This is a genomic window from Sphaerotilus microaerophilus, assembly GCF_023734135.1.
In the GTDB taxonomy this organism is placed as follows: domain Bacteria; phylum Pseudomonadota; class Gammaproteobacteria; order Burkholderiales; family Burkholderiaceae_C; genus Sphaerotilus; species Sphaerotilus microaerophilus.
Window position 1 is genome coordinate 1,175,599 of sequence record NZ_AP025730.1, and the last position, 26,139, is coordinate 1,201,737.

Sequence of the window (26,139 nt, forward strand, 5' to 3'; positions counted from 1 at the left end):
TGAAATCTCCTGTGTGGAATAGAGAAAAGGCCCTCCACCCGGATGGATAGAGAGCCTGTGGGGCACATGGCCAATGGGCTGAAACGACGTGAGGGAGCCTCGTGTCAGCCGAAGAACCCCCAGGATTCGGTTCCCAGGGTCATGCCGGTACCGCCTGGCGCTGCCGGGTAGCCTTGGCGTCGATCACGCTCACATCGATCACGCTCACATCGATCAGGCGCCAACGTCCGTCGTCGACGAGTCGCTCCAGCACTTCGCCGAGCATGTCGAAATACACCTCGTCATGCCGATCGAGCAAATCGCCGTCGCGGTGTAGCTCCACCACATAGGTGTCGCCGCCTCGCTCGTACAGCACCGTCACCCGGCCCTCGAACTTCGCGGTCGAGACCGTAAAGCTGATCGCAGGAGGTGTCTCGACGATCTTGGAAGGCTTGGGATCGACCCAGGTGAAGTCCCGGGCTCCCGCATCGACCAGCATGTGGGTGATGCGCCGGAAGCCATCGGGCGCCGGCATTTCCTCCAACTGCTGGATGAGCTGGCCCAGTTCCATGCACTGCGGCTCGGGGATGGGCAGCTTGGCCGGCGCAGAGCCGAGGATGTGCGTCTTGACGGTGTAGGGAACCCCGTCGGACGTCATCTCGGTGCGCTCTTCCGGGGTGTCCGCGCGCAGCCCATCGAAACGGCGCCGTGCGTAGGGTTGGACATGCACCTTGGCACCTTCGTCGGGGACGGTGGTCACCAGCTTGGAATCGAGCACAGCGAATTCGCTGGGCTTGAGCTTGACGACGATGGCGTCGTCAGTGATTGCGACTACCTTCCCGTCGAAGGACTGGGGGTCGATGGCGAAGCCCCATGTCGAAGACTGCGGCTGATCGTCGAACACGCGGTACTTGAACGACCGCACGTTGCGGGGCACGTGGCCTGCGACAAGCGAAGGCATCATGGATTTGATGAGGGAACGGTCCATGGAGAATCTCCTTGAGAAAGAAACAAGGGATTCCCCGCCCGCAAGGGAGAGGTCCCTTGTGGGTGGCGTGGATGGACGCGGTACGTCCGTGGAAAACATCGACCAGCACGGTTTCCCGTGCTTGCAGCCTTGAAGGTCTCGGCTGCCTGGGCATGTGTCGGCAACGCCGACGAACATGGGGGAAGAATGGCCCGGGAGTAAGCGGCCCGCCCGCAGGAAACGGCACCCCGCCGTACCCGCTTTACAGCGCTCCGGGCAAGAAAAAGCCCCTCGAAAGGGGCTGGAGATGTCAGGCTTCGTACACGAAGTAGTGTTCGCGCTGACGCGGGAAAAACACGTGCTTCCACGTGTCGCCGCTTGTGTTGCCACCGTCGAACACGACCATTTCGTAGTCGTCAATGTCGGTGTCCGCCAGATCGGCGCTGTCGATATGGCGCATGTGCAGCGTGCCGCTCATGCGCTCGAACACCAGAATCTGGCCGATGGCGTCGTTCTGGCTCATGGCGTTAACGCAGGCTCCAAGCTGATTCTCGAAGTCAGGCGTAGGCGAGATGAGATCGGGGAACATGAGATTGCTCCTATGGAATTGAACCGGCCCAGCTCCTGGTGGGAGGCGGGCTGGCATGTGGGGGATAAAGGGGAAGGCTTGCGCGTCGCGCGTCTGCTAGATCTCGGCCAGTGGCAGGCCCAGTAGCGCGGGTGCGTCAGCATCTAGGATGAGGATGCGTACATCGGCCTGGCCGGCCAATTCAAGGATGTTCGCCAGGTCGTCAGGCATGCCCTTGTCCCGGTGCTCCTGCCGAAGCTGCTCCGCACTGATGCCCTCGGCATACTCCAGGTTCTTGTCTGTCCAGGGCGTGGAAATCAGCTTGACGCCGATCGCCGGGCTGTATGGAACCCGGAAGGCGATGAACAGAAAGGCCTCCGGCGTCGCAAGGTCCGCTAGGCTGGCCAGGTACTGGCCGGTTTCCTGGCTGATGTGCGCGCTGCTGATTTCCCAGCATCGGCTGTAATAGCCGGTCTCGAAACTCAACCGCTGCACCACGTCTCGCGCGGCCTCGGCCGAATAGGTATCACCGACGTGGACCGGGCGACCGTCCAGGTCGTCGCCATGGATGGCATAAACCACCGCACCCACCACGCCTTCGCCGCTGACGCCTTCAATGGCATCGCATTCGGCCATCAGTTCGGCACTGACAGGCACAGTGCCATTCCTGACCACCGCGAAGTCGCTGGTGACGATGCAGGGGGAAGAAACCAGCTCCTCCTCGGAGAGGTGCTGTTGGCTCGCGTGGATGTTTCGCCACACATGCGGGCTTCCGTCTTCGTAGCTGATGCACAGCGTTCGGACGATTTTCAGATTCCAGTAGCCGCGTACAAAGGGGTTGGGATTCTGGGTCATAGGATTTCTCCAGATTGAATAATGGAGCCAATCCCCGCCACCGGGAACTGGACCCCGGTGGGTTGAAAGTCGAAAAAGCGTCAGGCGGCACTGATCGATGGCTTTGGACCAATCGGCGCTGGCTGACGGAGGGAAAATTGAGGGACATGGCCTGGTGGGCGCATGTCCCTCATGGGGTGGCGAACGACAAGGTGGTGATATTCCGGAAGCCGGCTCACCAACCGCTGTAGTTCACCAGCAGGTCGGCGATGACCTTGCGGCGTTGCAGATCGAGACCGTCGAAGTCCGACAGTCCTTGGAAGTGGCAGCGCTTGAGCATGGCACCGCCCTCGCGCGCGTTGTAGAAGCTGAACATGGCGGACAGGAACATGCGTTCTCCGCTGCTCAGGACGCCGAGAGCGTCGTTGGCACGCAGCATGTCGGGACGCAGATCCCACTTGCTCTTGGCCTGGTTCAGGCCTTCGCGTGTGCCGTCGCCAAACCATTGCGGGCCAGCGATCTCGACACCGCGCTTCCAGGCCTCGAAGAAGGCTTGGGGCGCGGCGGCGAAATGCTGCTCTTCCCACATGATCTGATCGACGACTTCCTGTGGCAAAAGCTGGTTCATGACGTGATTCCTCCAGTTGGATCAGGGCGTGGCGAGCTGGGACCAGCCGCCTCTTTCGAGGGCACGTTGAGCCGCGACATAGCTGCGGAAGTACTCGCTGGATTCCCGCGAAACGGGACCTTCGGTATCGTGCGTGCCGATGTAGTGGCCGGCGGCGCTATGCAGGACTTCGAGCGGCAGGAACTTGCCGCAATGGATCAAGGCCAACTGGCCGAAAGAGGCTTGCTGGGACATGGATGGGCTCCTTGGAGAAGCGGGGGCCTTGTCCCTCACGGGATGGCAGCTCCCGCATGCGGTTGAGAAAAAGCATCGGCGTCACGAGGACGCGCGTCCGCAGACTCGATGCGATAGCGGACTGGCGGGTGGCGCGGAGAGAATCCGCGGCAGCCTGGAAACCCTGGCTGCTGGCATGGTGCTGACGGATCAGCGACACATGCACGCAGCTTCGTGAGCGAGTCGAGCCACGTCAGCCGGAAATCGGCACCTGCTACAGCCCCTATTGGCGAACGTGGAAAAAAGAAAGCCCCGCAGCAAGTGCGGGGCTATCAGGACGGGCAGGCGATGCTGGATCAGCGAGGCTTGTCGCCCAGCACATGCTGCTTCCATAGGGCGAATGCTTCATCCGGTGCTAGCTCTGCAAGGATGACGATGGGCTGGCCCTGACGGGCGCGCAGCGATGCGAAATACGCCGGCCTGTCTGCGATGGCCTTGAGCTTGATGCCCTTGAGGAACAGCAGCTTGCCGTCTTTGATGAACAGCACCTTGTTGCCGACGTCGCGGTTGAATGCGGTGCGCAGCTTGCGCTCGGCGTACATGGCACCGGCCAGTTGATCGACGAGGAAGTCCAACGTAATGTCGATGATCAGCGGCTCTTCGTCCTCTCGTTCGAGGTCGAGCGAGGCCGGCGGAAGGCTCCTGGTGAATTCCTCCGCCTGGGCCAGAAGCGCGATCTGGCCTTGTAGCGCACGCACGAATGTCGATCCGCCATGTCCGTCGTTGCGGGCCTCGGCAATGGGAATGCCGTCGAATTCGACAATGGCGGTGAAGCACAGCGTTTCCTCGCTGGCGAAATCGGCCACCTTGAGATTATTCAGCGTGATGCGGTCTTGTTGGGTAATGGTTTCCATGGGAAGTCCTGAGTATCGACCGGGTGACGACACGCCCCTGACGGGACGCGGCATTCGTCCCGTGGGTTGGAGAAAGGAGGCATCGATGCCCCGGTGGGCAGCGTTCGCCGGTGGATGCCGGGGCGAACTGGCGGGTGGCGCGGGTGGAACCCACGGCAGCCTGGACACCCTGGCTGCTGGCTGCTGCCGACACGTCGGCAATGCAGAAGGAAGAATGGCGTGGCCGGTTGGCTGCGTCGTGCATCAATCCGATGCGCTCGATCCCGTCTTTTGCAGGCACTGCACCAGCCGCTGACCCAGCCACGCGACGCAGGGCACGGCCATGGAATTGCCGATCGCCTTGTAGCGCGGGGCGTCTGCGGCGGGCTTGCCGCGATAAGGGACCAGGGTGTAGTTGTCGGACATGCCTTGCAGACGTTCGCATTCCACGGGCATCAACCGCCGCACCCGCCACTGCGACCAATCCCCCGGGCCGGGTTCATTCCAGTCGTAGCGGAAATGCGCCTCGCAGTCGGGAGCCAGCACATAGGGCTTGTTCGCGCCGCCGTCGCAAGTGCGCAACGCCGCCGCGACGCCGCCGCCAAGCTCGGCGGCAAGACCCTGCCGACCCCGCAGGGCAATGCAGGCCACCGTCGGCACCCCATAGCCCGGCTTGCCGTTGGACAGGACGGTGCAAGCCACCTGCCCATGGCCCGACTCGAAGCGCACTTCGCCGCGATTGTTCTGCGCGAAGGCGATAGCCGGCACGACACCGGCGTTCGCATGGCTGTTGCGATGCCCACCAGCACGTAGCGTCGGCGTCAGATCCATCGTGGCATCCGCGCCGCTGCCCTGGGCGGTGAAGGCGATGATCGGCACACCTTTGCCCGTACCGTCCTCGCTGCTGCCCTTGCCGCCGTTGGCGGTGTCGAGGGTGTGGCTGATGCTGCCGGCGAACGACTGCACCATGAACGTCTCCGTGCGGATGTCATGCTTGGGGCCAGCCGCCATCAGGCATGCAGCCACATCGACAGGGCCGATGCCTCCGCTGAATCCGAACGTCGTCGTGACCTTGCCGTAGGGCTGCTTCAGTCCAGCAAATCCTGCGTATCCGCCTGCTGCTTCAGTACCAGATCCAGCAACACGGGCAGCTTCTTGCCACGGCGCGCTGCCCGCAGAAGAATCCCCGTGCAGGCCTGCGCGCTCAAAAAGTACTTCGACGGGATCGAGGCCATCTCCACCACTTGCCACAAGAAACACACGCTTGCGGCGTTGGGCGACGCCGAAATATTGAGCGTCGAGCACGCGCCAGGCGATGCGGCGCCGGGGTCCAGACACACAACCTGCGTGCGCCCATTTTTGCCCTGGCGGTTCGAGCGCACGGCTTTCTCCGGCCAGTGCTCCCAGGAAATGCCCGAAGGCGTTGCTGCGGTCGTTGAGGACGCCGGGGACGTTTTCCCAGACGAGCGTGGCCGACGTGCGGCCGTCTTGGTAGCGGGTTTGGTCGATGGCATTAGCTAACTCCACATAAGCAAGGGTCAAGGCTCCGCGCGGGTCATCCAGTCCCCTGCGTGCACCGGCAACGCTGAACGACTGGCACGGCGTGCCGCCGACCAGGATGTCGGGGGCCGGCACAGTGCCGGCGCGAACCTGGTGGGCGATCGAGGTCATGTCGCCCAGGTTGGGCACGCGCGGATAGTGGTGGGCGAGCACGGCGCTCGGGAACGGTTCGATCTCGGCGAACCACGCGGCTTCGAGGCCGAGCGGCTGCCATGCCAGGCTCACTGCCTCGATGCCGCTGCACACACTGCCGTACAGCAGCGGCGCGCAAGGTTGAGGGTGCATGTCGTCTCTCCTGTTCGTGTGGCCCAGGCCAATGGCCGGACCGGGACGTTGATGGGCAGGAGAAAGGCGCCGAAGGCCCTGCGGCCTTCGGCTCGGGAGGAAAGAGGAACCACCCGTGGGCTGATTGGCAGGCCCGGTCGTCGCTAGAACCGTCTGCTCTCAGCAATCACACCCGACCCATGTCGTGGCTGGGGCCGGCATCGTCTGGCGCACATCCGCGCACAAAGGGAGCCCGTTTTTGCACCGGCGGGCACCGGCACCGATTACCGCTGACCACGAAGGGTCTCCCGGTGGCTCGTGTAGGCTGGCAAGCCACCGGGAGACCCTTCGCAGAGGGCGGAAGAAACGCAGATCAACAGAACGCGCGTGGTGCGGCTCGCGGAGAAGCTACCTTCAGGTCCCGCGGCCGGGGACGGCCAGGCGGGACGCGCACACGGATCAAGAAGGCGTTGCGCGCTGGGCGTCCCGCAGGGCATGCGGGACACGGGCCACGCCGCCGAAGGCGGGCACGGCTCACGGGGAACGGGGTCGGTCAGGAGCCTTTGCGGCCGCTACGGCGCGGGCGCGAGGCGCCGCGCTTGGAGCTGCCGGATTCGACCGGCAGCGTGCCTTTGCAGTCCGGGTAGCGGCTGCATGACCAGAACGGGCCGCTCTTGCCGCTGCGCTGGCGCGTGGGTGCGCCGCACTGCGGGCATGCCGGCCCTTGGGGAACCTTGATGGACAGGGACGCGCTGCCGTACTGCGCGATCAATTGCGAAATCCATGCGGCCTGCTTGCCGATGAACACGTCCAAGGTGAGCTGGCCGGCTTCGATCATGTCGAGCGCCTGTTCCCAGATGGCGGTGGTGCCAGGGTCGGCAATCGCCGCAGGCACGGCATCGATCAAGGTGAAAGCCGCGTCCGAGGCGCGGATGGCGCGCCCCTTCTTCACAAGGTAGCCGCGGGCGATCAGGCCGCCGATGATGTTGGCCCGCGTCGCTTCGGTGCCGATGCCAACCGTATCCTTGAGCTTCTGCTTCAGGCGGGGATCGGACACCAGCTTGGCGACGCCTTTCATGGACTTGACCAACTCGCCTTGCGTGTACGGTTTGGGCGGCAGCGTCTTGAGTGCCTTCAGATCGAGGTCGGCCACCTGGCATGCCAGGCCCTCGCGCAGCGCCGGTAGCACCTGGGCGCGGGCCGCAGTGTCGCTCTCGCCATCAGCGTCGTCGGTCTGCGGCTCGGTCAGTACCTGGCGCCAGCCCGGGATGACAACCTGCTTGCCGGTAGCCGCCAGATTCTGCCCGCCGCATGACAGCTTGGCCACGGTGCGGTCGAACTCGTGGTGAGGGAGGAACTGCGCCAGGTAATGCGACCGGATGAGCCTGTACACGGCCAGTTCCTTGTCACTCATGGCGGAGAGGTTCGCCGGTTCAAGCGTCGGAATGATGCCGTGGTGGGCCGTGACCTTGCCATCGTTCCAGGCGCGCGAGCGCTGCGAACGGTCGAGCTGGCCCATGATCGGGTGCAGCGAGGGATCGGTTTTGAGCAGGCTGTCGAGAACGGTGGGCACTTCGGCAAACATGCTCTCGGGCAGATAGCCGGAATCCGAGCGCGGGTACGTCGTGGCCTTATGCGTCTCGTACAGGGCTTGGGCGATCTCCAAGGTTTCCTGCACGTCCAGCCCAAGTTGCTTGGAACACACTTCCTGCAAGGTGCCCAGGTCGAACGGCAGCGGCGGGCCTTCGCGCACGCGCTCGGTCTCGACCGATACGACCTGGGCGCTGCCGGCGGCGCGGATCTGCTGCATGGCCTGCTGTGCGACCGGCTGCTGCAGGCAGTGGCCTGCGTCGTCGGTGCAGGCATCGGGTGGCACCCATTGCGCGTTGAAAGCCTGGACACCTGCGGACAGGGACACGACGATGGCCCAGTACGGCACGGACACGAAGGCTGCGATCTCGCGGTCGCGGTCCACGACGAGCTTGAGCGTCGGGGTCTGGACGCGGCCGACTGACAGCACGCCGTCGTAGCCGGCCTGCCGCCCCAGCACCGTGAACAACCTACTGAGGTTCATGCCCACCAGCCAATCCGCACGAGATCGCGCCAGCGCCGAGTGGTACATCGGCAGCGTCTCGGCCGAGGACCGCAGCTTGCCGAGGGCGGCGCGGATCGACGCATCGTTCAGCGCCGACAACCACAGCCGCTCGATTGGCCCGCGGTAGCCGCACAGGTCGATGATTTCGCGAGCGATCAACTCGCCCTCGCGGTCGGCATCGGTGGCGATGACTAGTTGGGTCGCCTTCGCCAGGAGCGCTTTGACGACCTTGAATTGCGTGGCGGTCTTCGGTTTGACCTCGACCCGCCAATGCTGGGGAATGATGGGCAACTGCTCGATGGACCAGCGCTTCAACTGTTCGTCGTAGGCTTCCGGTGCTGCAGCCTCTACGAGATGGCCGATGCACCAGGTGACCGTGACGCCGGAACCGTTGAGGCAGCCTTCACCGCGTTGCGTGGCGCCAAGAATCCGGCCAATGTCTTTGCCCTGGGAGGGCTTCTCGCACAAGAACAGCCGCATATCCGTCCATCCGATTCCCGTGGTTCATGAGTTGCTGGAATCGAGGATGCCGAGCACCACTGAGGGCAGCAGCAAACAAGCCGCATGCGGTGGCGACCGCTTTCACGGGATGAAATGGCGTGTGCGGGGACGACGCGTGGCCGGAAGTGTGCGGGTCGGGAGCCGCGATTTCCGGGAGCGCGTGGAACTCGGTGGACGTTGGTGGAGCTATCCCCTGGGGATAATTCGCAGCGCATGGAGGGCGGCGAAGCACTGCAGCAGCCGCCCTCCATGTAGGGTCACTTCCTGCGCTTCGTTTCCTTCGGTGCCGCTGGTTCCTGGGTGGCCTGGGGCTTCGGCTCTGCCTCCTGTGGCTTCGGGCTGAGGGTCACGGACTCGATGCGGTACGGCAGGATGCCGACACTGCGCGCGTTGACCTGCCAAGTCTCACGCGGCTGATCTTCGTTGTCCGTCCAGGGGTCGCGCTCCATGCGGCCGACGACCAGCACCCGCATGCCCTTCTGGTAGAGCTGCTGCCAGCGGTCGGCGTCGTGGTGCCAGAGTTCCACCGGCGCCCAGAAGCCGCCGCGGTCCTCGAACTCGCCGCCTTTGGTGGGAACGGGGTTGTCGAAGTACACGTTCAGCCGGAGCAACCGGCGAGGATCGTCGTTGCCGTTGGGGAATTCGCGGTACTCGGGAGGCGAGCCGATGTTGCCCTCGCCGATGAATTGTGTGCTCATGTTGATATCTCCGTGGTGGTTGAAATACCCGTGCCTGGTTGGACTCGGGCGCGTGCTCGGCTGGCTGGCGCAATCACCGATCACGCACTGCGACAGGAACGGACGCGAGCCGGCGCAGGTAGGTGTTGTCCGCCTGCGCGGCCTTGCTGGCGCATTCCTGTGCTTGCCTGCCCAGGGTGTGCAGCAGGCTGATCTGCATGTTCAGCGTGATGCGCTGCAATTCGATTGTGTGCAGGTCGTGCAGCAGGTTGACCGGCGTGCTGGGGCTGGCGATCAGTTGCCGCCACAGGGCCACGCCCATGGCCGATCGATCATGCTTGCGCCAGCGAAGAAAGGCCGTGCCTGCGCCAGTGGTCTGCTGGGCCAGCTCGACGGGAAGCAGGTGGAAGGGATGCCCGCACGCCTGTGGCAGCACCTGTCGCTGCGCCAGGGCAATCAACTCGTCGCGCATGGCGAAGCACTGGCTGGCCCAGGTCTCGAAGTCCCCCTTACCTTTAAAAGGCTTTAAAAGGCCTTTTAGAGAGGCCGCGTGTTCCAGCCGCATGAAGGCTGGCTGTTCCAGACCACGGAAGTAGCGAGGTTCGCGGTTCGGGTCGCTCATGCCTGTTCGTCCTCGCCGGTGCTGGCCTCGGCCGGATCGGCGGCAGTGCCTTCGTCGCTGGGAGGTGCGGCTGCGGAAGCGCTATCACTGCGCTGTTGTAGGCCGCGGCGCACGACGGGCGGCGCAAACTTCGAGCGGCGAGTGCCTTCGAGCACGTCCTGCGGCAGGTCGCCGAACTTCTCCAGCGCCGCCCGCGCTGCGGCGTTCTTGGCCGCGAAGTCGTCGCGGGTGCATCCCGAGTAGCGGTACTGCTGGGCCAGGCTGAACAGGCTGCGCAGCGTGTGGGCACCTTCGTTGAGCCAGCGCTCCAATGTCGAGCGATCGATCAGCGCGGTGTGATGGGCGAGGATCAGCTTGCGGGCGATGTCGTCATAGTCGGCCAGGAGATAGACCGCGGCAAAGCCAAGTTGCGCGTTCACGAACAAGGGGAGCTTCACCGGTTGCACGTTGAGGTTCTCGCCCAGGCTCAACGCCGCAGGCACGCCGGCCAATGCCTGGTCCACCTGCTCGCGCAGCGATTGCAACGTGGTCTTGGCCTGGTCGAGCTTTTCCTCGATGCGCAACATCCACCAGTCGCTGTAGGGGTCGTCCTGCTCCGAGCCGCGCTTCATCTTGTTCATCACGGCGATGTAGCCGTTCAGGCCGACGATGCCGGGTCGCCCTTCGGTGGCGGCGCGGCCATGCCAGATGCGCGAGGCGTGGTGGGTGTGAAGCGTCAGCGACATCGCGCTGCGCAAAGAGCCGAGATTGAGTTGCAAAGGTTCGTTGGTTGCCATGGTGTCCGCTCGCTTGGGAAAAGGAGCGGTCAGGATCGGCATGCAGCGGAAGGCAGTCAGTCAACAAACCGAAATGAACTGGTCCCCGGTTGTCGTGGTGGTGGCGGCCCGCAATGCGAGCTATCCCCAGGGGATAGCTCCATCAAACGCCACAGAGCGCTGCTCGCGCAGATGGTGGGTGCGCTCAGGAACCGGACGCTACTGCAGCACCGTGGACAGAAGCACCCAGCCTGTGTCTTTCGGTGTTACGCCTTGCATCACATCTATCCCCAGGGGATAGCTCTACTGACGGCCACGGGCGTCTGCTTCACGCCCTTGTCGCTCGTCGCGCTCAGCTACTGCGCAGAAGGTCGCGCAGCCGGTCGATGTGCTGCCGGGCTACCTCGGGCGGAACTACATTGCGCGGTGGCTCAGGCGGTGCATCTCGTGCAGGGGCAGGTGGCGGTGCTGACCCAGCTTGCCTGGCCCATGCGTTGAACTCGCCACGGATGGCACGTTGGATGATGCCGAACAGGTAGCCTGCCGGGTTGCGGATGGTGCTGCCACGACAGCGATCCGCCCATTCGTCCAGCACTGCCTGGCGTAGCGGGGCATCGACCTGCTGCAATGCCACCATGGCGCCGGCCTGCTGCTCTTCCTTCAAGTTGAGGAAGCGATCAGGCAGACGAACTCCCGGCATTGCGCGCACCTGCCCACGCTCACGCGCGGTAGTACGTACTTCATTAATACGACTACTACGTACAGTACGGTCCTGCTTCGGATTCCGAAGAGCGCCGTCTGACGCGGGTTTCGGCCCTGCTTCGGAATCCGAAGAGGGCTGATCAGAATTCCGAAGAAGGCTCGGCGCCCCTTCTTCGGAATCGTGAACCGTGTCCTCCTGTGGATAACTCTCCTGCGACCCGATGCCCTGGCTTGCGAGGCGTTCGGCAAGGACCTGCAGCCGCGAGGGCAGCATGCGGCCAGACAGCAACGGGTCTTCGGCGATCTCCTTGAGCGTGTGCAAGCCCACGACCTGAACGGCCCTCGCCGAATGGCCCAGGGTGTGGCTGACGAGCTGCAAGTAGTCCGGGTCGAGCTGCATCGCCTCGAACGGGGTCAGGGGCTCGTCGTGCAGGACGTAGAGGTTGCCGAGGATGCGTCCGCTCTTGGGGTCGCGCCTGCGGCGCACGAGACTCAACCAGCGCGTCAGGCGCAACAGCGTCAGCGCCCGTGCCACGGTCTCGTGGGAGGCTTGTCCGGCGCAGGGCGTTGACGCGAGCCACGGGCGAAGTTGCTCATACGTCGGAAACGCAGTGACGCCATCCTCGTTGAGCATCATCCGGAAGACTTGCCAGGCATTGCGTTCAAGTGGCGTCAGGCGTCGGTCGAGGAACAGCCGTCGCGGCACGCTCTCGTGCCGATTGCCACTGAACAGAAAACCGTCGCCAGTTGCGGGCACAGGAGACGTTGCGGATGCGGGAGCCGGCTCGGGCGCGGGCGGGCGAGGTTTCGGCGCAAGGTCGTTCAGTGCGCTGTCGAACAGATCAGCGAGGGCGACGGGGCCTTGGCGTGGTGCTCGTGGTGCAGCGTCGTCCACGGCCATGATTCAACCCAGTCCCTGATCGATCCAGTTCTTGATCGCAGCCCAGACCACCGACAGCGGCAGCTCCATGCCTTCGGCGAGGTCCATTGCCGCATCAAGAACCGAGGTCTCATCCTCCAGCTCGACGTTCCTGCTGCTGGTCACGGCCTTCCAGCGCCGCCACAGCTCGGTGTCCTGCTCCTCGTCCAGAACCGGATGGCGCCCCTTGCGTTTGGGCAGGCCGAGAACTTCGCGCCGAAGTGCGACTTCCTGATGTGTCAGCCCGTAGAAGCGGCTCACCATTTCGGTACTGGCACCCAGGCGCAGCATGCGATCGACGGTGGCGATCTCCTTCTCCACGTCCTGCGCCTGTTTGAGCAATCGCCGGAGCACTTCCCGGTTCACCGAGACAGAGCACCAGGAGACGTTGGCATTGGCCAGCACGCTGATCAGCGCCGGATGCTTGAGCGCATCCAGCTCTTCCTCGCCGAACCCCATCGCCTTGCAGCGACGCAGTTGCCCGTTGCGTAGGTCGTAGAGTGCCTGCGCGATGACGGCCTGGTTGAGTGGGTTCGGTGCGGACATGCAGGCCTCCCTCGCTCAGATCCCAGGACCGACAGCGCCGGCTTCCAGATCCAGCAGGCGCCGGGCCAGCCGCAGCAGACGAAACAGCTTGACCAGCGCGGTGTCGCTCAATCGCCGGGCCCCGCCGTCACGACGTTGACCCTGGCCGTGCAACAGCGCTGGCAGGTCTGTGATGAGTTGCCCGCTGTCCAAGCCGACGCCGGCTGGCTGCTGACCGGCCAGGGAAACCAGTAGTGCGAGCACGGCGCGTGCGAGCGGCGACGAAGCCTGGGCTGGGGCACGACACGTGAACCCGATGCCATCAGAACGATCCTCGACACACGCGTCCAGGTCGGCCTCGCCCGCGATCTCGCGCGCGAACTGCGCGATGTGGATGCGCAGGCGGTCGGGTGTGTCGAGGCCAGGGTCGATATACCAGATGTCCGAGATGGGATAGAGGCCACCGGCCTGCACGGGAATCGACTGCAAGACGTTGGCCGAGAAGTCGGGCGGCAGCGCATCGCCCAACTGGTCGGCGACCATGCGCTGGATGGACTGGAGCCGCTCCGTCGTGGGTGCCGGAGAGATGATGTGCTCGTCAAGCAGACCGCCATTCGCTGCCGCAGGGCTGGCTGCGGATGCCTCGCTCGGGGCCCCATCGTCCCGGGGCCTTGTCGGCGCGTCGGCAGAGTGGCCCGCAGAAGGTGCAGTTGTAGTGGGGGGCGGTGCCGGTTCGATCGGCGGCCGTGCGATGGCCCCAGGCTCGGGCAATGCCGGCGGCGCCGATGGCGGGGTTGGGTCGCTGACCAGGGCGCGGTGGCGGCTCTCGGATTCGGTCAGGTCCAAGGCGAGCACGTCGTAGTCGATGCCCAGCAGCTCGGACATCTGACCGATCAACTCGTCCTGCACACGCGGCGGCGAGAACTCGTCGGGCTGGACATCAAATTGCGACAGCGCCTCCAGAAAGAAGCTGTCGAAGTCCAGCGGCAGGGAGCGGCCTTTGGCATAGTGCTCCCACGTGCGTTCGCTGGCTTTGCGCATGACCGACAGCCGCTCGACCTGGTGGCGGCCGAGGCCCCCGTATAGGACGGTCGGGATCGCGGGCAGCAGGTAGCGCACCGCGTCAGCCATGCGGCTGATGTGCGACTGCTGGACTGGGAAGCCGTCGGCGGCCAGGCGGCGGGCCAGCTCGGACTGGCTCAGGGTGGTGCCGCTTTCAGCTTCATAGAACTCGCGGGCTTTCTCGACGCCCAGGGCGCGCTCGATGAACGTGAGGCCGCCGCGTAGTTCGTTCTCGGCGAGGTGCCCGGTCAGGGCGACGATCTCTCCGCGCGCAGGCCACGGCCGGAACAGGCACGATATGCGGAAGAAGCGTTCGTCCTTGGTCTCCGCCCAGAGTTCACGCAGGATCGCCAGCCTGGTGTTGCCGCCGTTGCGGATGATGTAGTGCGCCTCGCCAGGACGGCGTGTGATCGCTGGCGCCGCGTCCAGGCCGCGCTCTCGGATGGAGGCCTTGATTTCATCGTAGGCCGAGTTGCGCTTTTTGCGGGGGTCGTGGTCGTAGGGCCGCAACTGGTCCAGCGTCACGACCATCGGCGTGTCGGCGATCGGGTCGCTCAAGGCCGTGGCCGATGGCCCACTGCGCTCGAACCCGGCGGCAAGCAGCTTGCCGGCCATGTCCTGGGAGGTCATCTCAGCCATGACCACATCCCTCGGCGTTGACGGCCCGGGCCATGCGGGCCTCGCGCTCGGCGCGGCGGATCTGTGCACGGGCGTTGAGATCCGCCCGGTAGTCGCTCGCTGTTGAGCTGGTGTAGATGGTGGCGCAGCCGGCCTTGGTGAACTTGAGGTGTCCGCCACGTGTGCGCTTGACGTGCCAACCTTCGCTCACAGCAAACTCGATCAGGGCGCGCAGCCGCTTGTGGCCACGGGCCAATTCATGTGCGTTCGCCATGCGACCTCCCGGTTTCAATAGAACGTGGAGGACGGCCGGAAACGTGGGCAAATCTGTCTTGCCATTGAGGGAACAATTCGCCAGCGAGCGCGCGCATGGTGTCGAGCGCGGCGGGCGCAACTCTGCCCGGCGGCTGGCGATGCTCGACGCGATGCACCGGCAGGCCGCGGGTTGCGGCGCGCGGATAGGCCTCGATGGCCGGCACGTCGGTGCCCAGCACGCATATGCCGGCATGGTCCTGGAACAGGTCGCGCAGCGCCTGCTGGATCATCCGTGCATTCGCGGACACGGGGTGGACGCGATTGATGAGCAGGTGCAGGGATGGCGGTTCGATGCCGAGGTGCCGGTATGGCGCGATGTCCTCCAGCAACTGCATGGTGCCGCGTCGCAGTTCGCGGGCAGCGAGAATTTCCGGGGTCACGGGCGACAGCGCCAGGTCAGAGGCGAGCACCGCCATCTCCAACAGCACCGAGCGTGCACCCTGGGTGTCGATCAGCACCAGGTCATAAAGCGGCGCCAGCGCCGGCAGCAGGTGCCGCAGTCTCAGGCGTCCGTCTGGCGCGTGCAGTAGCAACGTGTTCAGTTCACCCCGGTGATCGTTCGAGAGCACCAGGTCCAGGCCCGCGATGATGGTGCGGGACACCAACTGATCGAGGGCGCGTTCGTTGAACGCCAGCAACTCATAGATACCGCCGGCAGCGCGGTGTGCCAGCTCGTAATAGGACGACAAGGTCGGCTGCACGTCGAGATCGAGCAGCAGCACACGCAGCCCCGCGTCCGCGGCGAGGCCGCCGAGGTTGGCGGCCGTAGTCGTCTTGCCTACGCCGCCTTTCGTTGAAATGATGGATACGACCTGCATGGCGCTCTCCGTTTGGCGATGGGAAAATCGAGGGGGAGCGGGTCAGGTCCGGTTGTTGAGGCGTTCGGCGATCCACTGGTCGATCTCGACCGAATCCCAGCCCACGGCGCGCACGCCCAGGCGCAACGCCTGCGGAAACTGGCGCTTCTTCATCAGGTTGTAGATGTGGGCGCGTTTGAAGCCGGACTTCGCTTCAACTTCATCGAGCCGCAGGATGCGGCGCTCGTGCGGTGGCAGTACAGGTATTTGCGACATGGCGGTCACTCCTGAACGCTCAGTGGCGTTTGTTGGCGTGACCTCTATTCAATAGACATGGCTGCGGAAAAACATTGCAAATGCAATCTCCGCGACTGCACATACAAGATGGAAGAATTCACGCGGCTGCGCTACGGACATTCTTCCTGGCATTGGCGAACTTGCCGTTCAAGGTTCGCTCCGTGATGCCCATGGTGCCGCCATAGTGGGCGAGCAATGCGGTGACGATGGCCTCCTGCGTCTTGAAGCTGGAGTACGGCACGCCGGATGGGGATTGGCTCAGCATCAGCGTCAGCATGCCGCCGATGATGTTCAGGTATGTAGTTTCCGCCCGATCACTGATCACGCACTGCTTGGGAGCCAGCAGTACGGCGGACTGCTTTAGCAAGACTTCGTGTTGCTGTTGCAGTTCGCGCATCTCGCGTCGGCTATGGTCCAGCGCGGCCTGCAGAGCCAGCCGTTCCAGCAGGATTGCCTGTCCTGTTTCGATGGTGATGAAGGGATGCACCATGCGCTCGCCCCGACTGAACAGAAATCCCGGCCGATGCTCGGGATAGTGGGTGCGCATCCACCGCTTCAGATCGACATGGCGGACGGTCAGATCGGGTGAACTCACCAGATCTGGGTCATTAAGCGTGATCCCGTTCTTGCCGAAGGGCAGTTCGGCGTTGAGGATACCGTCGTAGATGCGTTCCGAGTACAGCCGACACTCGTTCCATCGCGGGCAGTCCAACATCTGCGGCAGACAACGCGGTGATGCGATCGATGCGACGATCACCGCCTCGTACCGCAACAACCCAGCCCACCGTATGGCAGCTTCGATGGGACGATAGAACACCTTTGATAGTGGTGGCTCCTTGTGCATGTTTTCGTCTCCTTTCGGAAGCGCTACGTCACCGGCTCCTTTCTTGCCCCGCCAAGGGGCTGTTGTGTCGTTATGCCTGTGGTTGATGCCTGGGGCGATGCCCTGGAACATGGACAGAAGAGATCATGGCACCCGTCACAGGTGGTTCTCTCTTGCTCGATGTGCAAGAATTGACCAGTTGCCGGCCCGTCGAGTAACAAGGAAGAAGCACGCTCGACAATGGCGCTCACGGTGCCAGCGTCATGGGGTGCGTCAAGCCCATCAAGACCGATTCGATATGGTCTGATATCCCCACGGTTTCACAAGGCGCACGGGATTGCATCCGCTGCTCCACGTCTAGAGGGACTTGGAGAAATCCGCGCATGTCATGCTTGTTTCGGCATCCTGATATATCGACATAGCATCTACGGGCTAAGCCACGCGGCTGGCTTCCACTGTGGGACAGCCGTCCTCGCATCGCTTCTCGGGATGCATTTCAGTTCCATCAAGCAGGCGGGGCGCTTACGACGCCCACAGCCAGCGACGGGGGCTATGTCGGCTTTGTCCAGCGCAGGTCGAATACCCAGGTCCTCTTCCGCTCGTCCCTTTTTTAGTGCGCTGACTTGGCGACGTCCAAGGTGATCTCGCCGTTCTGTTAAGAAGTGGACTTTGCCTGCCATGCTCGTGGTAAAATACCGAAGGTTTTATTGGAATTCCGTTCCTGTGCGCTCGGACTGGGTTCTAGCTTTTTAATTCAATACTTTGGTCTGACCATGACCCGTACTGCTTCGACCAACATCGCTCTGTGGTGGCGCTTCCAATAGGAAGCGGCATGTCGTTGCGGTCTTGACCGCACCTTGCCGCCGTACCGGCAGGCAAGGTTTCAAGAAGGCTTCCCGGCACGGCGGCTCCAAGATTTGAGGAGATTGCCCGATGCCCTTAGCATCCCAACCCCGTCGTCGAACTGATGCCCCGCGCGCTGCGCCGCCGTGGGGTACAAGCTTGCCCGTCTTGTCTGCGCACTTGTCCCAGCCATGCCGGCGCAAACGCTTCCTCGGCACACCGCGTTGGCGCACTCTGCGGCTTCACTCAAAACCCGTTGCTACCCTGTGCCAGCACTTGCGTGCGCTTCCTCCATCGCAATCGATCGCCGATGTGTGTAATGAAGTGTGTAATGGGGTCCGTGTGTAATGAAAATATTCAATAAAATCAAGGACTTAAAATCATGAGACTCCTGATGATCGACAACTACGACAGCTTCACCTACAACCTGGTGCAGTACTTCGGCGAGCTCGGCGAAGACGTGCGCGTGCACCGCAACGACGAGATCTCGATTGCCGAGATCGAGGCGCTGAAGCCCGACCGCCTGGTGCTGTCGCCCGGGCCCTGCTCGCCGGCCGAGGCGGGCATCTGCATCGCGGCGATCCGCCACTTCATCGGCAAGCTGCCAATCCTGGGCGTGTGCCTGGGCCACCAGAGCATCGGCGCGGCGCTGGGCGGCGACATCGTGCGTGCGAAGGTGCAGATGCACGGCAAGGCCGACACCATCACCACCGACCAGCAGGGCGTGTTCGCCGGGCTGCCCAAGCAGTTCAGCGTGATCCGCTACCACTCGCTGGCGATCGCGCGCGACACGCTGCCGGCTGACCTGGTCGTCACCGCCACGGCGGCCGACGGCGAGATCATGGGTGTGCGCCACCGCTCGCTGCCGCTGGAGGGGGTGCAGTTCCACCCCGAGTCCATCCTCAGCGAGCACGGCCACGCGCTGCTGAAGAACTTCCTGCAGATGCGCTGACCCTGAGCCGAACCTGTGCTGAAAAACGCCTGGAGCCTGACATGACGATTTCCAACACCGAAGCCCTGACGCGCGTCATCGAGCACCGCGAGATCTTCCACGACGAGATGCTCACGCTGATGCGGCGCATCATGACCGGCGAGATGTCGCCCACCGTGATGGCCGCGCTGATGATCGGCCTGCGGGTGAAGAAGGAAACCATCGGCGAGCTGACCGCCGCCGCGCAGGTGATGCGCGAGTTCTCGGTCAAGGTGCCGGTGGCCGACCGCACGCACCTGGTCGACATCGTCGGCACCGGCGGTGACGGTTCGCACACCTTCAACATCTCCACCTGCAGCATGTTCGTGGCCGCCGCGGCGGGCGCGCGGGTGAGCAAGCACGGTGGGCGCAGCGTCTCCAGCAGCTCCGGCAGCGCCGACGTGCTGGAGGCCATGGGCGTGAGCCTCTCGCTGCCGCCGCAGGCAATCGCCCAGTGCATCGCCGAAACCGGCATCGGCTTCATGTTCGCCCCCAACCACCACCCGGCGATGAAGAACGTCGCCCCGGTGCGCAAGGAGCTGGGCGTGCGCACGATGTTCAACATCCTCGGCCCGCTGACCAACCCGGCGGACGCGCCCAACATCCTGATGGGCGTGTTCCACCCTGACCTGGTGGGCATCCAGGTGCGCGCACTGCAGCGCCTGGGCGCCGAGCACGCGGTGGTGGTGCACGGCCGCGACGGCATGGACGAGGTGTCGCTGGGCGCGGCCACGCTGGTGGGCGAGCTGCGCGACGGCGCGATCCGCGAGTACGAGATCCACCCCGAGGACTTCGGCCTGCCGATGGCCGGTGGGCGCGCGCTGAAGGTGGAGACGCCCGAGCAGTCCCAGGCCATGCTGGCCGCCGTGCTGGCCAACGAACCGGGCCCGGCGCGCGATATCGTGATCCTCAACGCCGGCGTGGGTCTGTACGCGGCCAATGTGGCAGCCACCATGGCCGAAGGCATCGAGCGGGCCCGTGCGGCACTGGAGAGCGGTGCCGCGGCCCGCAAGCGCGACGAGTTCGTCGCCGCGACGAAGCGACTGGCAGGAGCCTGACCCCATGGCCACCGACATCCTGAAGACCATCGTTGCGACCAAGCACGAGGAAATCGCCGCGGCGCGCCAGCGCATCGGCCAAGCCGAACTGCAGATCCAGGCCGATGCGGCCCGGCTCGGCCGGCGCGACTTCGAGGCCGCGCTGCGCGCCAGGATCGCCGCCGGGCAGGCCGCGGTGATCGCCGAGATCAAGAAGGCCAGCCCGAGCAAGGGCGTGATCCGGCCGGACTTCCACCCCGCCGAGATCGCCCGCAGCTACGAGCGCCACGGCGCCGCCTGCCTGAGCGTGCTGACCGACGAGCAATATTTCCAGGGTTCGGCCGCCTACCTGTGCGAGGCCCGCGCCGCCTGCGCTTTGCCGGTGCTGCGCAAGGACTTCATGGTCGACCCCTACCAGGTCGTCGAGGCCGCGGCGATGGGCGCGGACTGCATCCTGCTGATCGCTGCCTGCCTGGCCGATGCGCAGATGGCCGAGCTGGAGGACTGCGCGCGGGCGCTCGGCCTGGCGGTGCTGGTCGAGGTGCACGATGCCGAGGAGCTGCAGCGCGCCCTACGGCTGCGTACGCCGCTGGTGGGCATCAACAACCGCAACCTGCGCAGCTTCGAGGTCACGCTGGACACGACCCTGGGCATGCTGGCCGACGTGCCGGCCAACCGCCTGCTGGTCACCGAATCGGGCATCCTCGGCCGGGCCGACGTTCAGCGCATGCGCGCCGCCGACGTGCACGCCTTCCTGGTCGGCGAGGCCTTCATGCGCCAGAGCGACCCGGGCGCGGCGCTGGCCGATCTCTTCGAGATGCCGGCGGATCCGGGCGCGTGAGGCTGTTCGACGACGAGGCGGCCCCGGGCGGCCTGCCGGACAACCGCTTGCGGCATCCCCTGGCCGAGGCCTTTGGTGGCCTGCCCGCGGCCTGGGCGGAGCTGGCGCAGGGCTTCCTGGTCAGCGCGGCCGGCCAGCGGCTGTGCGCGCTGGTGGACAAGCGTCGGGCCGAGGGAGTCGAGGTCTATCCGGCCGACCCGCTGCGCGCGCTGCGCAGCCTGACGCCCGAGCGGGTCAAGGTGGTCATCCTGGGTCAGGATCCCTACCACGGCCCCGGCGAGGCCCAGGGACTGGCGTTCTCGGTGCCTGAAGGGGTGAAGATCCCGCCCAGCCTGCGCAACATCCGGCGCGAGCTGGTCGACGACCTCGGCATCGCCTTGCCGGCGGCGGGTGATCTCGGCCCCTGGGTCGATGCCGGCGTGCTGCTGCTCAACACCAGTCTCACCGTCGAGCGCGATCGTCCGGCCAGCCACGCGCGAGCCGGTTGGGTTGATTTCACGGATGCGCTGATCGACGGGGTGGCGCGGGATCGTTCATCCAAGGTGTTCCTGCTCTGGGGGGCACACGCGCAGCAGAAGGCGCCGCGCATCCACGCCGCCGGGCCGATGCATGGCGTGTTGATGTCCAACCATCCCTCGCCGTTGTCGGCGCGGCGCCCGCCGGTGCCCTTCCTCGGTAGCCGCCCCTTCAGCCAGGCCAACGCACTGCTGCGCGAGCGCGGTGCCGAGCCGGTGGACTGGTCGCTGACTCGGCGCTGAAGCGCCGTCACAGCAAATTGCCAGCGACACGCTTGCAATTCAAACCCGCATGGTGTTAAAGTTATGGGCTCGCCCAGGAGGGGTGCCCGAGTGGCTAAAGGGGGCAGACTGTAAATCTGTTGGCTTACGCCTACGCTGGTTCGAATCCAGCCTCCTCCACCAGCGAAACGTCGTCGCAAGACGGTGAGTATTCAGGCTTGGTTGTGTTGTGGTCCTGAGTGGTCTTGCTGTCTTGTTGGTTGCGCCTTGTGCGGCGTAGCCTGCGAGGCGGGAGTAGTTCAATGGTAGAACCTCAGCCTTCCAAGCTGATGGCGCGGGTTCGATTCCCGCCTCCCGCTCCAGTTTTGTGGCGAGTTGGTAATGGTCGGCACAGGATTGTGCGATGAGCGTCCTTTGGGGTGCTGGTGTTCAGTCCTGTGTCGATGCCCATGTGGCTCAGTGGTAGAGCACTCCCTTGGTAAGGGAGAGGTCGCGCGTTCGATCCGCGCCATGGGCACCAACCTATTCCAAGCGTTGGTCGGCGAAGTCTTACCTTGATCGCACTCAGGAGCGCGAAACATGGCAAAAGAAAAGTTTGAACGTACCAAGCCGCACGTGAACGTGGGGACCATTGGACACGTGGACCACGGCAAGACCACGCTGACGGCGGCGATCACGACCGTGCTGTCGGCCAAGTTTGGCGGCACCGCGAAGGCGTACGACCAGATCGACGCAGCGCCGGAAGAGAAGGCGCGCGGCATCACGATCAACACCGCCCACGTCGAGTACGAGACGGCCAACCGTCACTACGCGCACGTGGACTGCCCGGGACACGCCGACTATGTGAAGAACATGATCACCGGCGCGGCCCAGATGGACGGTGCGATCCTGGTCTGCTCGGCCGCCGACGGCCCGATGCCCCAGACCCGCGAACACATCCTGCTGAGCCGTCAGGTCGGCGTGCCCTACATCATCGTCTTCCTGAACAAGGCCGACATGGTGGACGACGAAGAGCTGCTTGAACTGGTCGAGATGGAAGTTCGCGAGCTCCTGTCCAAGTACGACTTCCCTGGCGACGACACCCCGATCATCAAGGGTTCGGCCAAGCTGGCGCTGGAAGGCGACAAGGGTCCCCTGGGTGAAGAAGCCATCATGAAGCTGGCTGACGCACTGGACACCTACATCCCGACGCCCGAGCGCGCCGTGGACGGCACCTTCCTGATGCCCGTGGAAGACGTGTTCTCGATCTCGGGTCGTGGCACCGTGGTGACCGGCCGTATCGAGCGCGGCATCATCAAGGTGGGCGAGGCCATCGAAATCGTTGGCATCAAGGCCACCCAGACCACCACCTGCACCGGCGTGGAAATGTTCCGCAAGCTGCTGGACCAAGGTCAGGCGGGCGACAACGTGGGCATCCTGCTGCGCGGCACCAAGCGTGAAGACGTCGAGCGCGGCCAGGTGCTGTGCAAGCCGGGCTCCATCAAGCCGCACACCCACTTCACCGGTGAGGTATACGTGCTGTCGAAGGAAGAGGGTGGTCGTCACACCCCGTTCTTCAACAACTACCGCCCGCAGTTCTACTTCCGCACCACCGACGTGACCGGCGCCATCGAGCTGCCGGCCGACAAGGAAATGGTGATGCCGGGCGACAACGTGTCGATCACGGTCAAGCTGATTGCGCCGATCGCCATGGAAGAAGGCCTGCGCTTCGCCATCCGTGAAGGCGGTCGCACCGTCGGCGCCGGCGTCGTCGCCAAGATCATCGAGTAAGTCTTTTTGAAAGGCAGCAGGGGTATAGCTCAATTGGCAGAGCGTCGGTCTCCAAAACCGAAGGTTGGGGGTTCGATTCCCTCTGCCCCTGCCAAGTCTGAATATCTTCATTCAGGCTTGTAGCCTCCTCGGAGGTTGCCAAGCAGCCCGCGGGACGCCATGTGGCCCTCGCGGGCTTTGCTGCTGATGCGTCCGGAATCCGGGGTTGCTGAAGCGGTTACAGCGCACGGTCCTGTTCGTGCATCAAGTGATAGCGATGAGCGCTCCTCAACAAGTCGAAACCGTCTCCACCGGCGCTGACAAGGCCAAGCTGGCGGCGGCAGGTGTGCTGCTGCTGGGCGGCCTGGTGGCCTTTTATCTCCTGGCTAAGCAGGGCCCCTACGTCCAGTGGGCGGTCCTCCTTGTGTTGCTGGCGGCATCGGTGGCGGCGTTCTTCGCGGCCGAGCAGGGCAAGTCGCTGATCGCGTATGGCCGTGAGTCGGTGCGCGAGCTCAAGAAGGTGGTCTGGCCGACGCGCAAGGAATCGCTTCAGATGACGGGCTACGTGTTCGCCTTCGTCGTGGTGATGGCGCTGTTCCTGTGGTTGACCGACAAGACGCTCGAGTGGGTCCTGTACGACCTCGTTCTGGGCTGGAAGCGCTGAAAACTCTGAGCGGGAAGAATAACGATGACCGATGCTGTGACCAACCCGCCCGCCGTGCCGTTGCGCTGGTACGTGGTGCACGCCTATTCCGGCATGGAGAAGGCGGTGGAGCGCAACCTGCGCGAGCGCATCGATCGTGCTGGCATGCAGACCAAGTTCGGTCGCATCCTGGTGCCGACCGAAGAAGTGGTCGAAATGAAGAACGGCAAGAAGGCCGTTACTGAACGGCGCTTCTTCCCGGGCTATGTACTGGTCGAGATGCTGATGGATGACGAGTCCTGGCACTTGGTCAAGAACACCAGCAAGGTGACCGGCTTCGTCGGCGGTGCCAAGAACCGGCCGGTGCCCATCTCGGAAGACGAGGTCATGAAGATCGTCAACCAGATGCAGGAAGGCATCGAGAAGCCGCGGCCCAAGGTCGAGTGGGAAGTCGGCGAGGTCGTGCGCGTCAAGGAAGGTCCGTTCACCGACTTCAACGGCGCGATCGAAGAAGTCAACTACGACAAGAACAAGCTGCGCGTGTCGGTCACCATCTTTGGTCGTGCGACGCCAGTCGAGCTGGACTTCCACCAAGTCGAAAAGGTCTGATTTCTTGTCGCAGGCGAGCTGACCCGGCGCCTGCGGTTCTCAACGGGTCAAACGACGAGGAGCTGCGGGGCAATTCCCCAAGGCGTTCGAACTCGACAAGGAGCCTTTCATGGCAAAGAAGATCGTCGGCTTCATCAAGCTGCAAGTGCCGGCGGGCAAGGCGAACCCCTCGCCCCCGATCGGTCCCGCGCTGGGTCAGCGTGGCCTGAACATCATGGAGTTCTGCAAGGCGTTCAACGCGCAGACGCAGCAGGGCTTCGAGCCCGGCATGAAGCTGCCCGTGGTGATCACTGCCTACGCGGACAAGTCCTTCACCTTCATCATCAAGTCGCCGCCGGCGACCGTGCTGCTGAAGAAGGCTGCCAAGATCGATAAGGGCTCGCCGCGCCCGCACGTTGAGAAGGTCGCCAAGCTGACCCGGGCGCAGTTGGAAGAGATCGCGAAGATCAAGGTCAAAGACCTGACTGCCGCCAACCTCGACGCCGCCGTCAAGACCATCGCCGGCTCGGCCCGTTCGATGGGCATCAACGTGGAAGGGGTCTGACACCATGGCCAAGCTCACCAAGCGTCAGAAGGCCCTGCAGGGCAAGGTCGACAGCCTCAAGCTGTACGCCATCGATCAGGCACTTGCCTTGGTCAAGGAATGTGCCGGCGGCAAGTTCGATGAGTCCATCGACGTGGCCGTCCAGCTCGGCGTGGATGCCAAGAAGTCGGATCAGGTCGTGCGTGGCGCGGTCGTGATGCCCAATGGCACCGGCAAGACCAAGCGCGTGGCCGTGTTCACGCAGGGCGCCAAGGCCGAAGAGGCCAAGGCTGCCGGCGCCGACGTGGTCGGCATGGACGACCTGGCTGCCGAGGTCAAGGCCGGCAACATCAACTTCGACGTGGTCATTGCCTCGCCGGACGCGATGCGCGTGGTCGGTCAACTCGGTCAGATCCTCGGCCCGCGCGGCCTGATGCCGAACCCGAAGGTCGGCACCGTGACGCCCGACGTGGCCACCGCGGTGAAGAACGCCAAGGCGGGTCAGGTGCAGTTCCGTGTCGACAAGAACGGCATCATCCACGGCACCATCGGCCGTCGCTCGTTCGACGACGACAAGCTCAAGGGCAACCTGCAGGCGCTGCTGGAAGCCCTGACCAAGGCCAAGCCAGCGTCGAGCAAGGGTGTGTACCTGCGTAAGGTCGCCGTGTCGTCCACGATGGGTGTGGGCGTGCGCGTCGAAGTGCCGAGCATCACCGCCGGCATGGCCGCGCAGGGCTGATCCGGGTCCGTCGGACCACAGGACAAAGGGGCGCGATGCGAGTCTGGCATCTCGCCCCATGAATTGGTGGGCTGGGGTGGTGCAACACCACCCCAGGCCATCCAAGACCGCTGGTGAACGGGCCGCAAGGTCCGGGCTTAATGGGTCGGGTGCACCGCAAGGGGTGCCCACCGCCAGCGCAGATGGCGTCCCCGCCGTGAAGAAAGAGGTTCCAGTGATGGGGCATCGATCGGAAACGGCCAGGTCGCTGCAATCCGGGTGTGCCCGAGGCGTCCGCGCCAAGGGCATGTTGAAGTGAGGAGTAGACCTTGAGTCTCAACCGCAACGAGAAGGCCGCTGTCGTCTCGGAAGTGGCCGCGCAAGTGGCCAAGTCCCAGACGTTGGCGATGGCCGAGTACCGTGGCCTCACCGTCGAACACCTGAACAAGCTGCGCGTCGATGCGCGTGCCAAGGGTGTGTACCTTCACGTCGTGAAGAACACCCTGGCGCGTCGTGCCGTTGCAGGCAGCCCGTTCGAGGTGGCGTCGGAGAGCATGGTCGGCCCGCTGATCTATGGTTTTTCCGAAGACGCCGTGGCTGCGGCCAAAGTCATTGCCGACTTTGCCAAGACCAACGACAAGCTGCTGATCAAGGGCGGCGCCTATGCCGGCAAGGCCCTGGACGCCAACGGTGTGAAGGCCCTGGCCTCCGTGCCCAGCAAGGAAGTCCTGCTGGCACAGATCGCCGGTCTGCTCATGTCGCCGGTCCAGCGCATGGCTGGCGTGCTGGCTGCCCTGGCTGAGAAGCGCGGTGGTGGTGCCGAAGCCCCCGCCGAAGCTGCTGCAGCCTGAGCCC

Annotated in this window: 28 protein-coding genes and 4 tRNA genes; 14 read left to right on the plus strand and 18 right to left on the minus strand. The window is 64.3% G+C overall.

Annotated features, from left to right (window positions below; translation table 11 throughout):
* Positions 1-139: 139 nt before the first annotated feature.
* The 18 genes from NGK70_RS05100 to NGK70_RS05185 form a co-directional block, all read right to left on the minus strand.
* Positions 140-967 (minus strand): GTPase, encoded by an 828-nt coding sequence (locus NGK70_RS05100; protein WP_247735648.1) that lies wholly within the window; start codon positions 965-967, stop codon positions 140-142.
* Between the two features lie 289 nt (positions 968-1,256).
* On the minus strand, positions 1,257-1,535 hold the full coding sequence (locus NGK70_RS05105; RefSeq protein WP_247735649.1) for a uridylate kinase: 279 nt from the start codon (positions 1,533-1,535) through the stop codon (positions 1,257-1,259).
* 96 nt (positions 1,536-1,631) lie between these two features.
* Positions 1,632-2,369 carry a DUF5983 family protein gene (locus NGK70_RS05110; RefSeq protein WP_247735650.1) on the minus strand — a complete coding sequence of 246 codons (738 nt, stop codon included), beginning with the start codon at positions 2,367-2,369 and terminating at the stop codon, positions 1,632-1,634.
* 214 nt (positions 2,370-2,583) lie between these two features.
* Entirely contained in the window at positions 2,584-2,976 is a 393-nt protein-coding gene (locus NGK70_RS05115) for a hypothetical protein (protein WP_247735651.1), read from the minus strand.
* Positions 2,977-2,997: 21 nt separating this feature from the next.
* Positions 2,998-3,210, minus strand: a complete 213-nt coding sequence (locus NGK70_RS05120; RefSeq protein ID WP_247735652.1) for a hypothetical protein — start codon at positions 3,208-3,210, stop codon at positions 2,998-3,000.
* A gap of 335 nt (positions 3,211-3,545) precedes the next feature.
* Positions 3,546-4,103, minus strand: a complete 558-nt coding sequence (locus tag NGK70_RS05125) for a hypothetical protein (protein WP_247735653.1) — start codon at positions 4,101-4,103, stop codon at positions 3,546-3,548.
* Between the two features lie 243 nt (positions 4,104-4,346).
* A complete protein-coding gene (locus NGK70_RS05130; RefSeq protein ID WP_247735654.1) occupies positions 4,347-5,927 on the minus strand; it encodes a DNA cytosine methyltransferase in 1,581 nt (526 codons plus the stop codon).
* Between the two features lie 532 nt (positions 5,928-6,459).
* Positions 6,460-8,481, minus strand: a complete 2,022-nt coding sequence (locus NGK70_RS05135) for a DNA topoisomerase III (RefSeq protein ID WP_247735655.1) — start codon at positions 8,479-8,481, stop codon at positions 6,460-6,462.
* 278 nt (positions 8,482-8,759) lie between these two features.
* On the minus strand, positions 8,760-9,200 hold the full coding sequence (locus tag NGK70_RS05140; protein ID WP_023106357.1) for a single-stranded DNA-binding protein: 441 nt from the start codon (positions 9,198-9,200) through the stop codon (positions 8,760-8,762).
* A 73-nt stretch (positions 9,201-9,273) separates the two neighbouring features.
* Positions 9,274-9,801: a DUF3158 family protein gene (locus NGK70_RS05145; protein ID WP_247735656.1), complete on the minus strand. Its 528-nt coding sequence runs from the start codon at positions 9,799-9,801 to the stop codon at positions 9,274-9,276.
* Positions 9,798-10,577 carry a PFL_4669 family integrating conjugative element protein gene (locus NGK70_RS05150; RefSeq protein WP_247735657.1) on the minus strand — a complete coding sequence of 260 codons (780 nt, stop codon included), beginning with the start codon at positions 10,575-10,577 and terminating at the stop codon, positions 9,798-9,800. The genes NGK70_RS05145 and NGK70_RS05150 overlap by 4 nt, the downstream gene beginning before the upstream one ends.
* A 331-nt stretch (positions 10,578-10,908) precedes the next feature.
* The gene (locus tag NGK70_RS05155; RefSeq protein WP_247735658.1) at positions 10,909-12,159 is read right to left on the minus strand and encodes an STY4528 family pathogenicity island replication protein; all 1,251 of its coding nucleotides are present in this window, start codon (positions 12,157-12,159) and stop codon (positions 10,909-10,911) included.
* A 3-nt stretch (positions 12,160-12,162) separates the two neighbouring features.
* The gene (locus NGK70_RS05160; protein ID WP_073664028.1) at positions 12,163-12,723 is read right to left on the minus strand and encodes a DUF2857 domain-containing protein; all 561 of its coding nucleotides are present in this window, start codon (positions 12,721-12,723) and stop codon (positions 12,163-12,165) included.
* Between the two features lie 15 nt (positions 12,724-12,738).
* Positions 12,739-14,403: a ParB family protein gene (locus tag NGK70_RS05165; RefSeq protein ID WP_247735659.1), complete on the minus strand. Its 1,665-nt coding sequence runs from the start codon at positions 14,401-14,403 to the stop codon at positions 12,739-12,741.
* The gene (locus NGK70_RS05170) at positions 14,396-14,656 is read right to left on the minus strand and encodes a hypothetical protein (protein WP_247735660.1); all 261 of its coding nucleotides are present in this window, start codon (positions 14,654-14,656) and stop codon (positions 14,396-14,398) included. Before NGK70_RS05170 ends, NGK70_RS05165 begins: the two co-directional genes overlap by 8 nt.
* Entirely contained in the window at positions 14,640-15,515 is an 876-nt protein-coding gene (locus NGK70_RS05175) for a ParA family protein (protein WP_247735661.1), read from the minus strand. The genes NGK70_RS05170 and NGK70_RS05175 overlap by 17 nt, the downstream gene beginning before the upstream one ends.
* Before the next feature lie 42 nt (positions 15,516-15,557).
* The gene (locus NGK70_RS05180; protein ID WP_009876569.1) at positions 15,558-15,770 is read right to left on the minus strand and encodes an AlpA family transcriptional regulator; all 213 of its coding nucleotides are present in this window, start codon (positions 15,768-15,770) and stop codon (positions 15,558-15,560) included.
* 118 nt (positions 15,771-15,888) lie between these two features.
* Positions 15,889-16,635 carry a hypothetical protein gene (locus tag NGK70_RS05185; protein ID WP_247735662.1) on the minus strand — a complete coding sequence of 249 codons (747 nt, stop codon included), beginning with the start codon at positions 16,633-16,635 and terminating at the stop codon, positions 15,889-15,891.
* A gap of 1,204 nt (positions 16,636-17,839) precedes the next feature.
* Here NGK70_RS05185 and NGK70_RS05190 point away from each other — a divergent pair.
* The 14 genes from NGK70_RS05190 (at position 17,840) to rplJ (ending at position 26,135) form a co-directional block, all read left to right on the plus strand.
* Positions 17,840-18,409 (plus strand): anthranilate synthase component II, encoded by a 570-nt coding sequence (locus tag NGK70_RS05190; protein WP_251972226.1) that lies wholly within the window; start codon positions 17,840-17,842, stop codon positions 18,407-18,409.
* 41 nt (positions 18,410-18,450) lie between these two features.
* Positions 18,451-19,485 carry an anthranilate phosphoribosyltransferase gene (gene trpD / locus NGK70_RS05195; protein WP_251972227.1) on the plus strand — a complete coding sequence of 345 codons (1,035 nt, stop codon included), beginning with the start codon at positions 18,451-18,453 and terminating at the stop codon, positions 19,483-19,485.
* A 4-nt stretch (positions 19,486-19,489) separates the two neighbouring features.
* Positions 19,490-20,305, plus strand: coding sequence for an indole-3-glycerol phosphate synthase TrpC (gene trpC, locus NGK70_RS05200; protein WP_251972228.1), 816 nt, complete (start codon positions 19,490-19,492; stop codon positions 20,303-20,305).
* Positions 20,302-21,063: a uracil-DNA glycosylase gene (locus NGK70_RS05205; RefSeq protein ID WP_428985574.1), complete on the plus strand. Its 762-nt coding sequence runs from the start codon at positions 20,302-20,304 to the stop codon at positions 21,061-21,063. The genes trpC and NGK70_RS05205 overlap by 4 nt, the downstream gene beginning before the upstream one ends.
* A 76-nt stretch (positions 21,064-21,139) precedes the next feature.
* A tRNA-Tyr gene (locus NGK70_RS05210) sits at positions 21,140-21,225 on the plus strand.
* A gap of 105 nt (positions 21,226-21,330) precedes the next feature.
* Positions 21,331-21,404 (plus strand) — tRNA-Gly (locus tag NGK70_RS05215).
* An 83-nt stretch (positions 21,405-21,487) separates the two neighbouring features.
* Positions 21,488-21,562 (plus strand) — tRNA-Thr (locus NGK70_RS05220).
* Positions 21,563-21,621: 59 nt separating this feature from the next.
* Positions 21,622-22,812, plus strand: a complete 1,191-nt coding sequence (tuf, locus tag NGK70_RS05225) for an elongation factor Tu (protein WP_251972229.1) — start codon at positions 21,622-21,624, stop codon at positions 22,810-22,812.
* 18 nt (positions 22,813-22,830) lie between these two features.
* A tRNA-Trp gene (locus NGK70_RS05230) sits at positions 22,831-22,906 on the plus strand.
* A 162-nt stretch (positions 22,907-23,068) separates the two neighbouring features.
* Entirely contained in the window at positions 23,069-23,455 is a 387-nt protein-coding gene (gene secE / locus NGK70_RS05235; RefSeq protein WP_251972230.1) for a preprotein translocase subunit SecE, read from the plus strand.
* A 24-nt stretch (positions 23,456-23,479) separates the two neighbouring features.
* Positions 23,480-24,043: a transcription termination/antitermination protein NusG gene (nusG, locus tag NGK70_RS05240; protein WP_251972231.1), complete on the plus strand. Its 564-nt coding sequence runs from the start codon at positions 23,480-23,482 to the stop codon at positions 24,041-24,043.
* Between the two features lie 109 nt (positions 24,044-24,152).
* Positions 24,153-24,587, plus strand: a complete 435-nt coding sequence (gene rplK / locus NGK70_RS05245; RefSeq protein WP_251972232.1) for a 50S ribosomal protein L11 — start codon at positions 24,153-24,155, stop codon at positions 24,585-24,587.
* A 4-nt stretch (positions 24,588-24,591) separates the two neighbouring features.
* The gene (gene rplA, locus NGK70_RS05250; protein ID WP_251972233.1) at positions 24,592-25,305 is read left to right on the plus strand and encodes a 50S ribosomal protein L1; all 714 of its coding nucleotides are present in this window, start codon (positions 24,592-24,594) and stop codon (positions 25,303-25,305) included.
* A gap of 308 nt (positions 25,306-25,613) precedes the next feature.
* Complete coding sequence (rplJ, locus tag NGK70_RS05255) at positions 25,614-26,135, plus strand: 50S ribosomal protein L10 (protein WP_251972234.1); 522 nt, start codon at positions 25,614-25,616, stop codon at positions 26,133-26,135.
* Positions 26,136-26,139: the final 4 nt, after the last annotated feature.

What these genes read in the sequence shown, in the direction of transcription:
- NGK70_RS05125 (WP_247735653.1), bottom strand. Translation starts at nt 4,103, where the DNA reads ATGGAAACCATTACCCAACAAGACCGCATCACGCTGAATAATCTCAAG.
- rplA (WP_251972233.1), top strand. Translation starts at nt 24,592, where the DNA reads ATGGCCAAGCTCACCAAGCGTCAGAAGGCCCTGCAGGGCAAGGTCGAC.
- trpC (WP_251972228.1), top strand. Translation starts at nt 19,490, where the DNA reads ATGGCCACCGACATCCTGAAGACCATCGTTGCGACCAAGCACGAGGAA.
- secE (WP_251972230.1), top strand. Translation starts at nt 23,069, where the DNA reads ATGAGCGCTCCTCAACAAGTCGAAACCGTCTCCACCGGCGCTGACAAG.
- NGK70_RS05185 (WP_247735662.1), bottom strand. Translation starts at nt 16,635, where the DNA reads ATGCACAAGGAGCCACCACTATCAAAGGTGTTCTATCGTCCCATCGAA.
- tuf (WP_251972229.1), top strand. Translation starts at nt 21,622, where the DNA reads ATGGCAAAAGAAAAGTTTGAACGTACCAAGCCGCACGTGAACGTGGGG.
- NGK70_RS05130 (WP_247735654.1), bottom strand. Translation starts at nt 5,927, where the DNA reads ATGCACCCTCAACCTTGCGCGCCGCTGCTGTACGGCAGTGTGTGCAGC.
- NGK70_RS05135 (WP_247735655.1), bottom strand. Translation starts at nt 8,481, where the DNA reads ATGCGGCTGTTCTTGTGCGAGAAGCCCTCCCAGGGCAAAGACATTGGC.
- NGK70_RS05120 (WP_247735652.1), bottom strand. Translation starts at nt 3,210, where the DNA reads ATGTCCCAGCAAGCCTCTTTCGGCCAGTTGGCCTTGATCCATTGCGGC.
- NGK70_RS05165 (WP_247735659.1), bottom strand. Translation starts at nt 14,403, where the DNA reads ATGGCTGAGATGACCTCCCAGGACATGGCCGGCAAGCTGCTTGCCGCC.
- NGK70_RS05170 (WP_247735660.1), bottom strand. Translation starts at nt 14,656, where the DNA reads ATGGCGAACGCACATGAATTGGCCCGTGGCCACAAGCGGCTGCGCGCC.
- NGK70_RS05175 (WP_247735661.1), bottom strand. Translation starts at nt 15,515, where the DNA reads ATGCAGGTCGTATCCATCATTTCAACGAAAGGCGGCGTAGGCAAGACG.
- NGK70_RS05140 (WP_023106357.1), bottom strand. Translation starts at nt 9,200, where the DNA reads ATGAGCACACAATTCATCGGCGAGGGCAACATCGGCTCGCCTCCCGAG.
- NGK70_RS05110 (WP_247735650.1), bottom strand. Translation starts at nt 2,369, where the DNA reads ATGACCCAGAATCCCAACCCCTTTGTACGCGGCTACTGGAATCTGAAA.
- NGK70_RS05160 (WP_073664028.1), bottom strand. Translation starts at nt 12,723, where the DNA reads ATGTCCGCACCGAACCCACTCAACCAGGCCGTCATCGCGCAGGCACTC.
- nusG (WP_251972231.1), top strand. Translation starts at nt 23,480, where the DNA reads ATGACCGATGCTGTGACCAACCCGCCCGCCGTGCCGTTGCGCTGGTAC.
- NGK70_RS05105 (WP_247735649.1), bottom strand. Translation starts at nt 1,535, where the DNA reads ATGTTCCCCGATCTCATCTCGCCTACGCCTGACTTCGAGAATCAGCTT.
- NGK70_RS05145 (WP_247735656.1), bottom strand. Translation starts at nt 9,801, where the DNA reads ATGAGCGACCCGAACCGCGAACCTCGCTACTTCCGTGGTCTGGAACAG.
- rplK (WP_251972232.1), top strand. Translation starts at nt 24,153, where the DNA reads ATGGCAAAGAAGATCGTCGGCTTCATCAAGCTGCAAGTGCCGGCGGGC.
- NGK70_RS05155 (WP_247735658.1), bottom strand. Translation starts at nt 12,159, where the DNA reads ATGGCCGTGGACGACGCTGCACCACGAGCACCACGCCAAGGCCCCGTC.
- NGK70_RS05190 (WP_251972226.1), top strand. Translation starts at nt 17,840, where the DNA reads ATGAGACTCCTGATGATCGACAACTACGACAGCTTCACCTACAACCTG.
- NGK70_RS05150 (WP_247735657.1), bottom strand. Translation starts at nt 10,577, where the DNA reads ATGGCAACCAACGAACCTTTGCAACTCAATCTCGGCTCTTTGCGCAGC.
- NGK70_RS05100 (WP_247735648.1), bottom strand. Translation starts at nt 967, where the DNA reads ATGGACCGTTCCCTCATCAAATCCATGATGCCTTCGCTTGTCGCAGGC.
- NGK70_RS05115 (WP_247735651.1), bottom strand. Translation starts at nt 2,976, where the DNA reads ATGAACCAGCTTTTGCCACAGGAAGTCGTCGATCAGATCATGTGGGAA.
- NGK70_RS05180 (WP_009876569.1), bottom strand. Translation starts at nt 15,770, where the DNA reads ATGTCGCAAATACCTGTACTGCCACCGCACGAGCGCCGCATCCTGCGG.
- trpD (WP_251972227.1), top strand. Translation starts at nt 18,451, where the DNA reads ATGACGATTTCCAACACCGAAGCCCTGACGCGCGTCATCGAGCACCGC.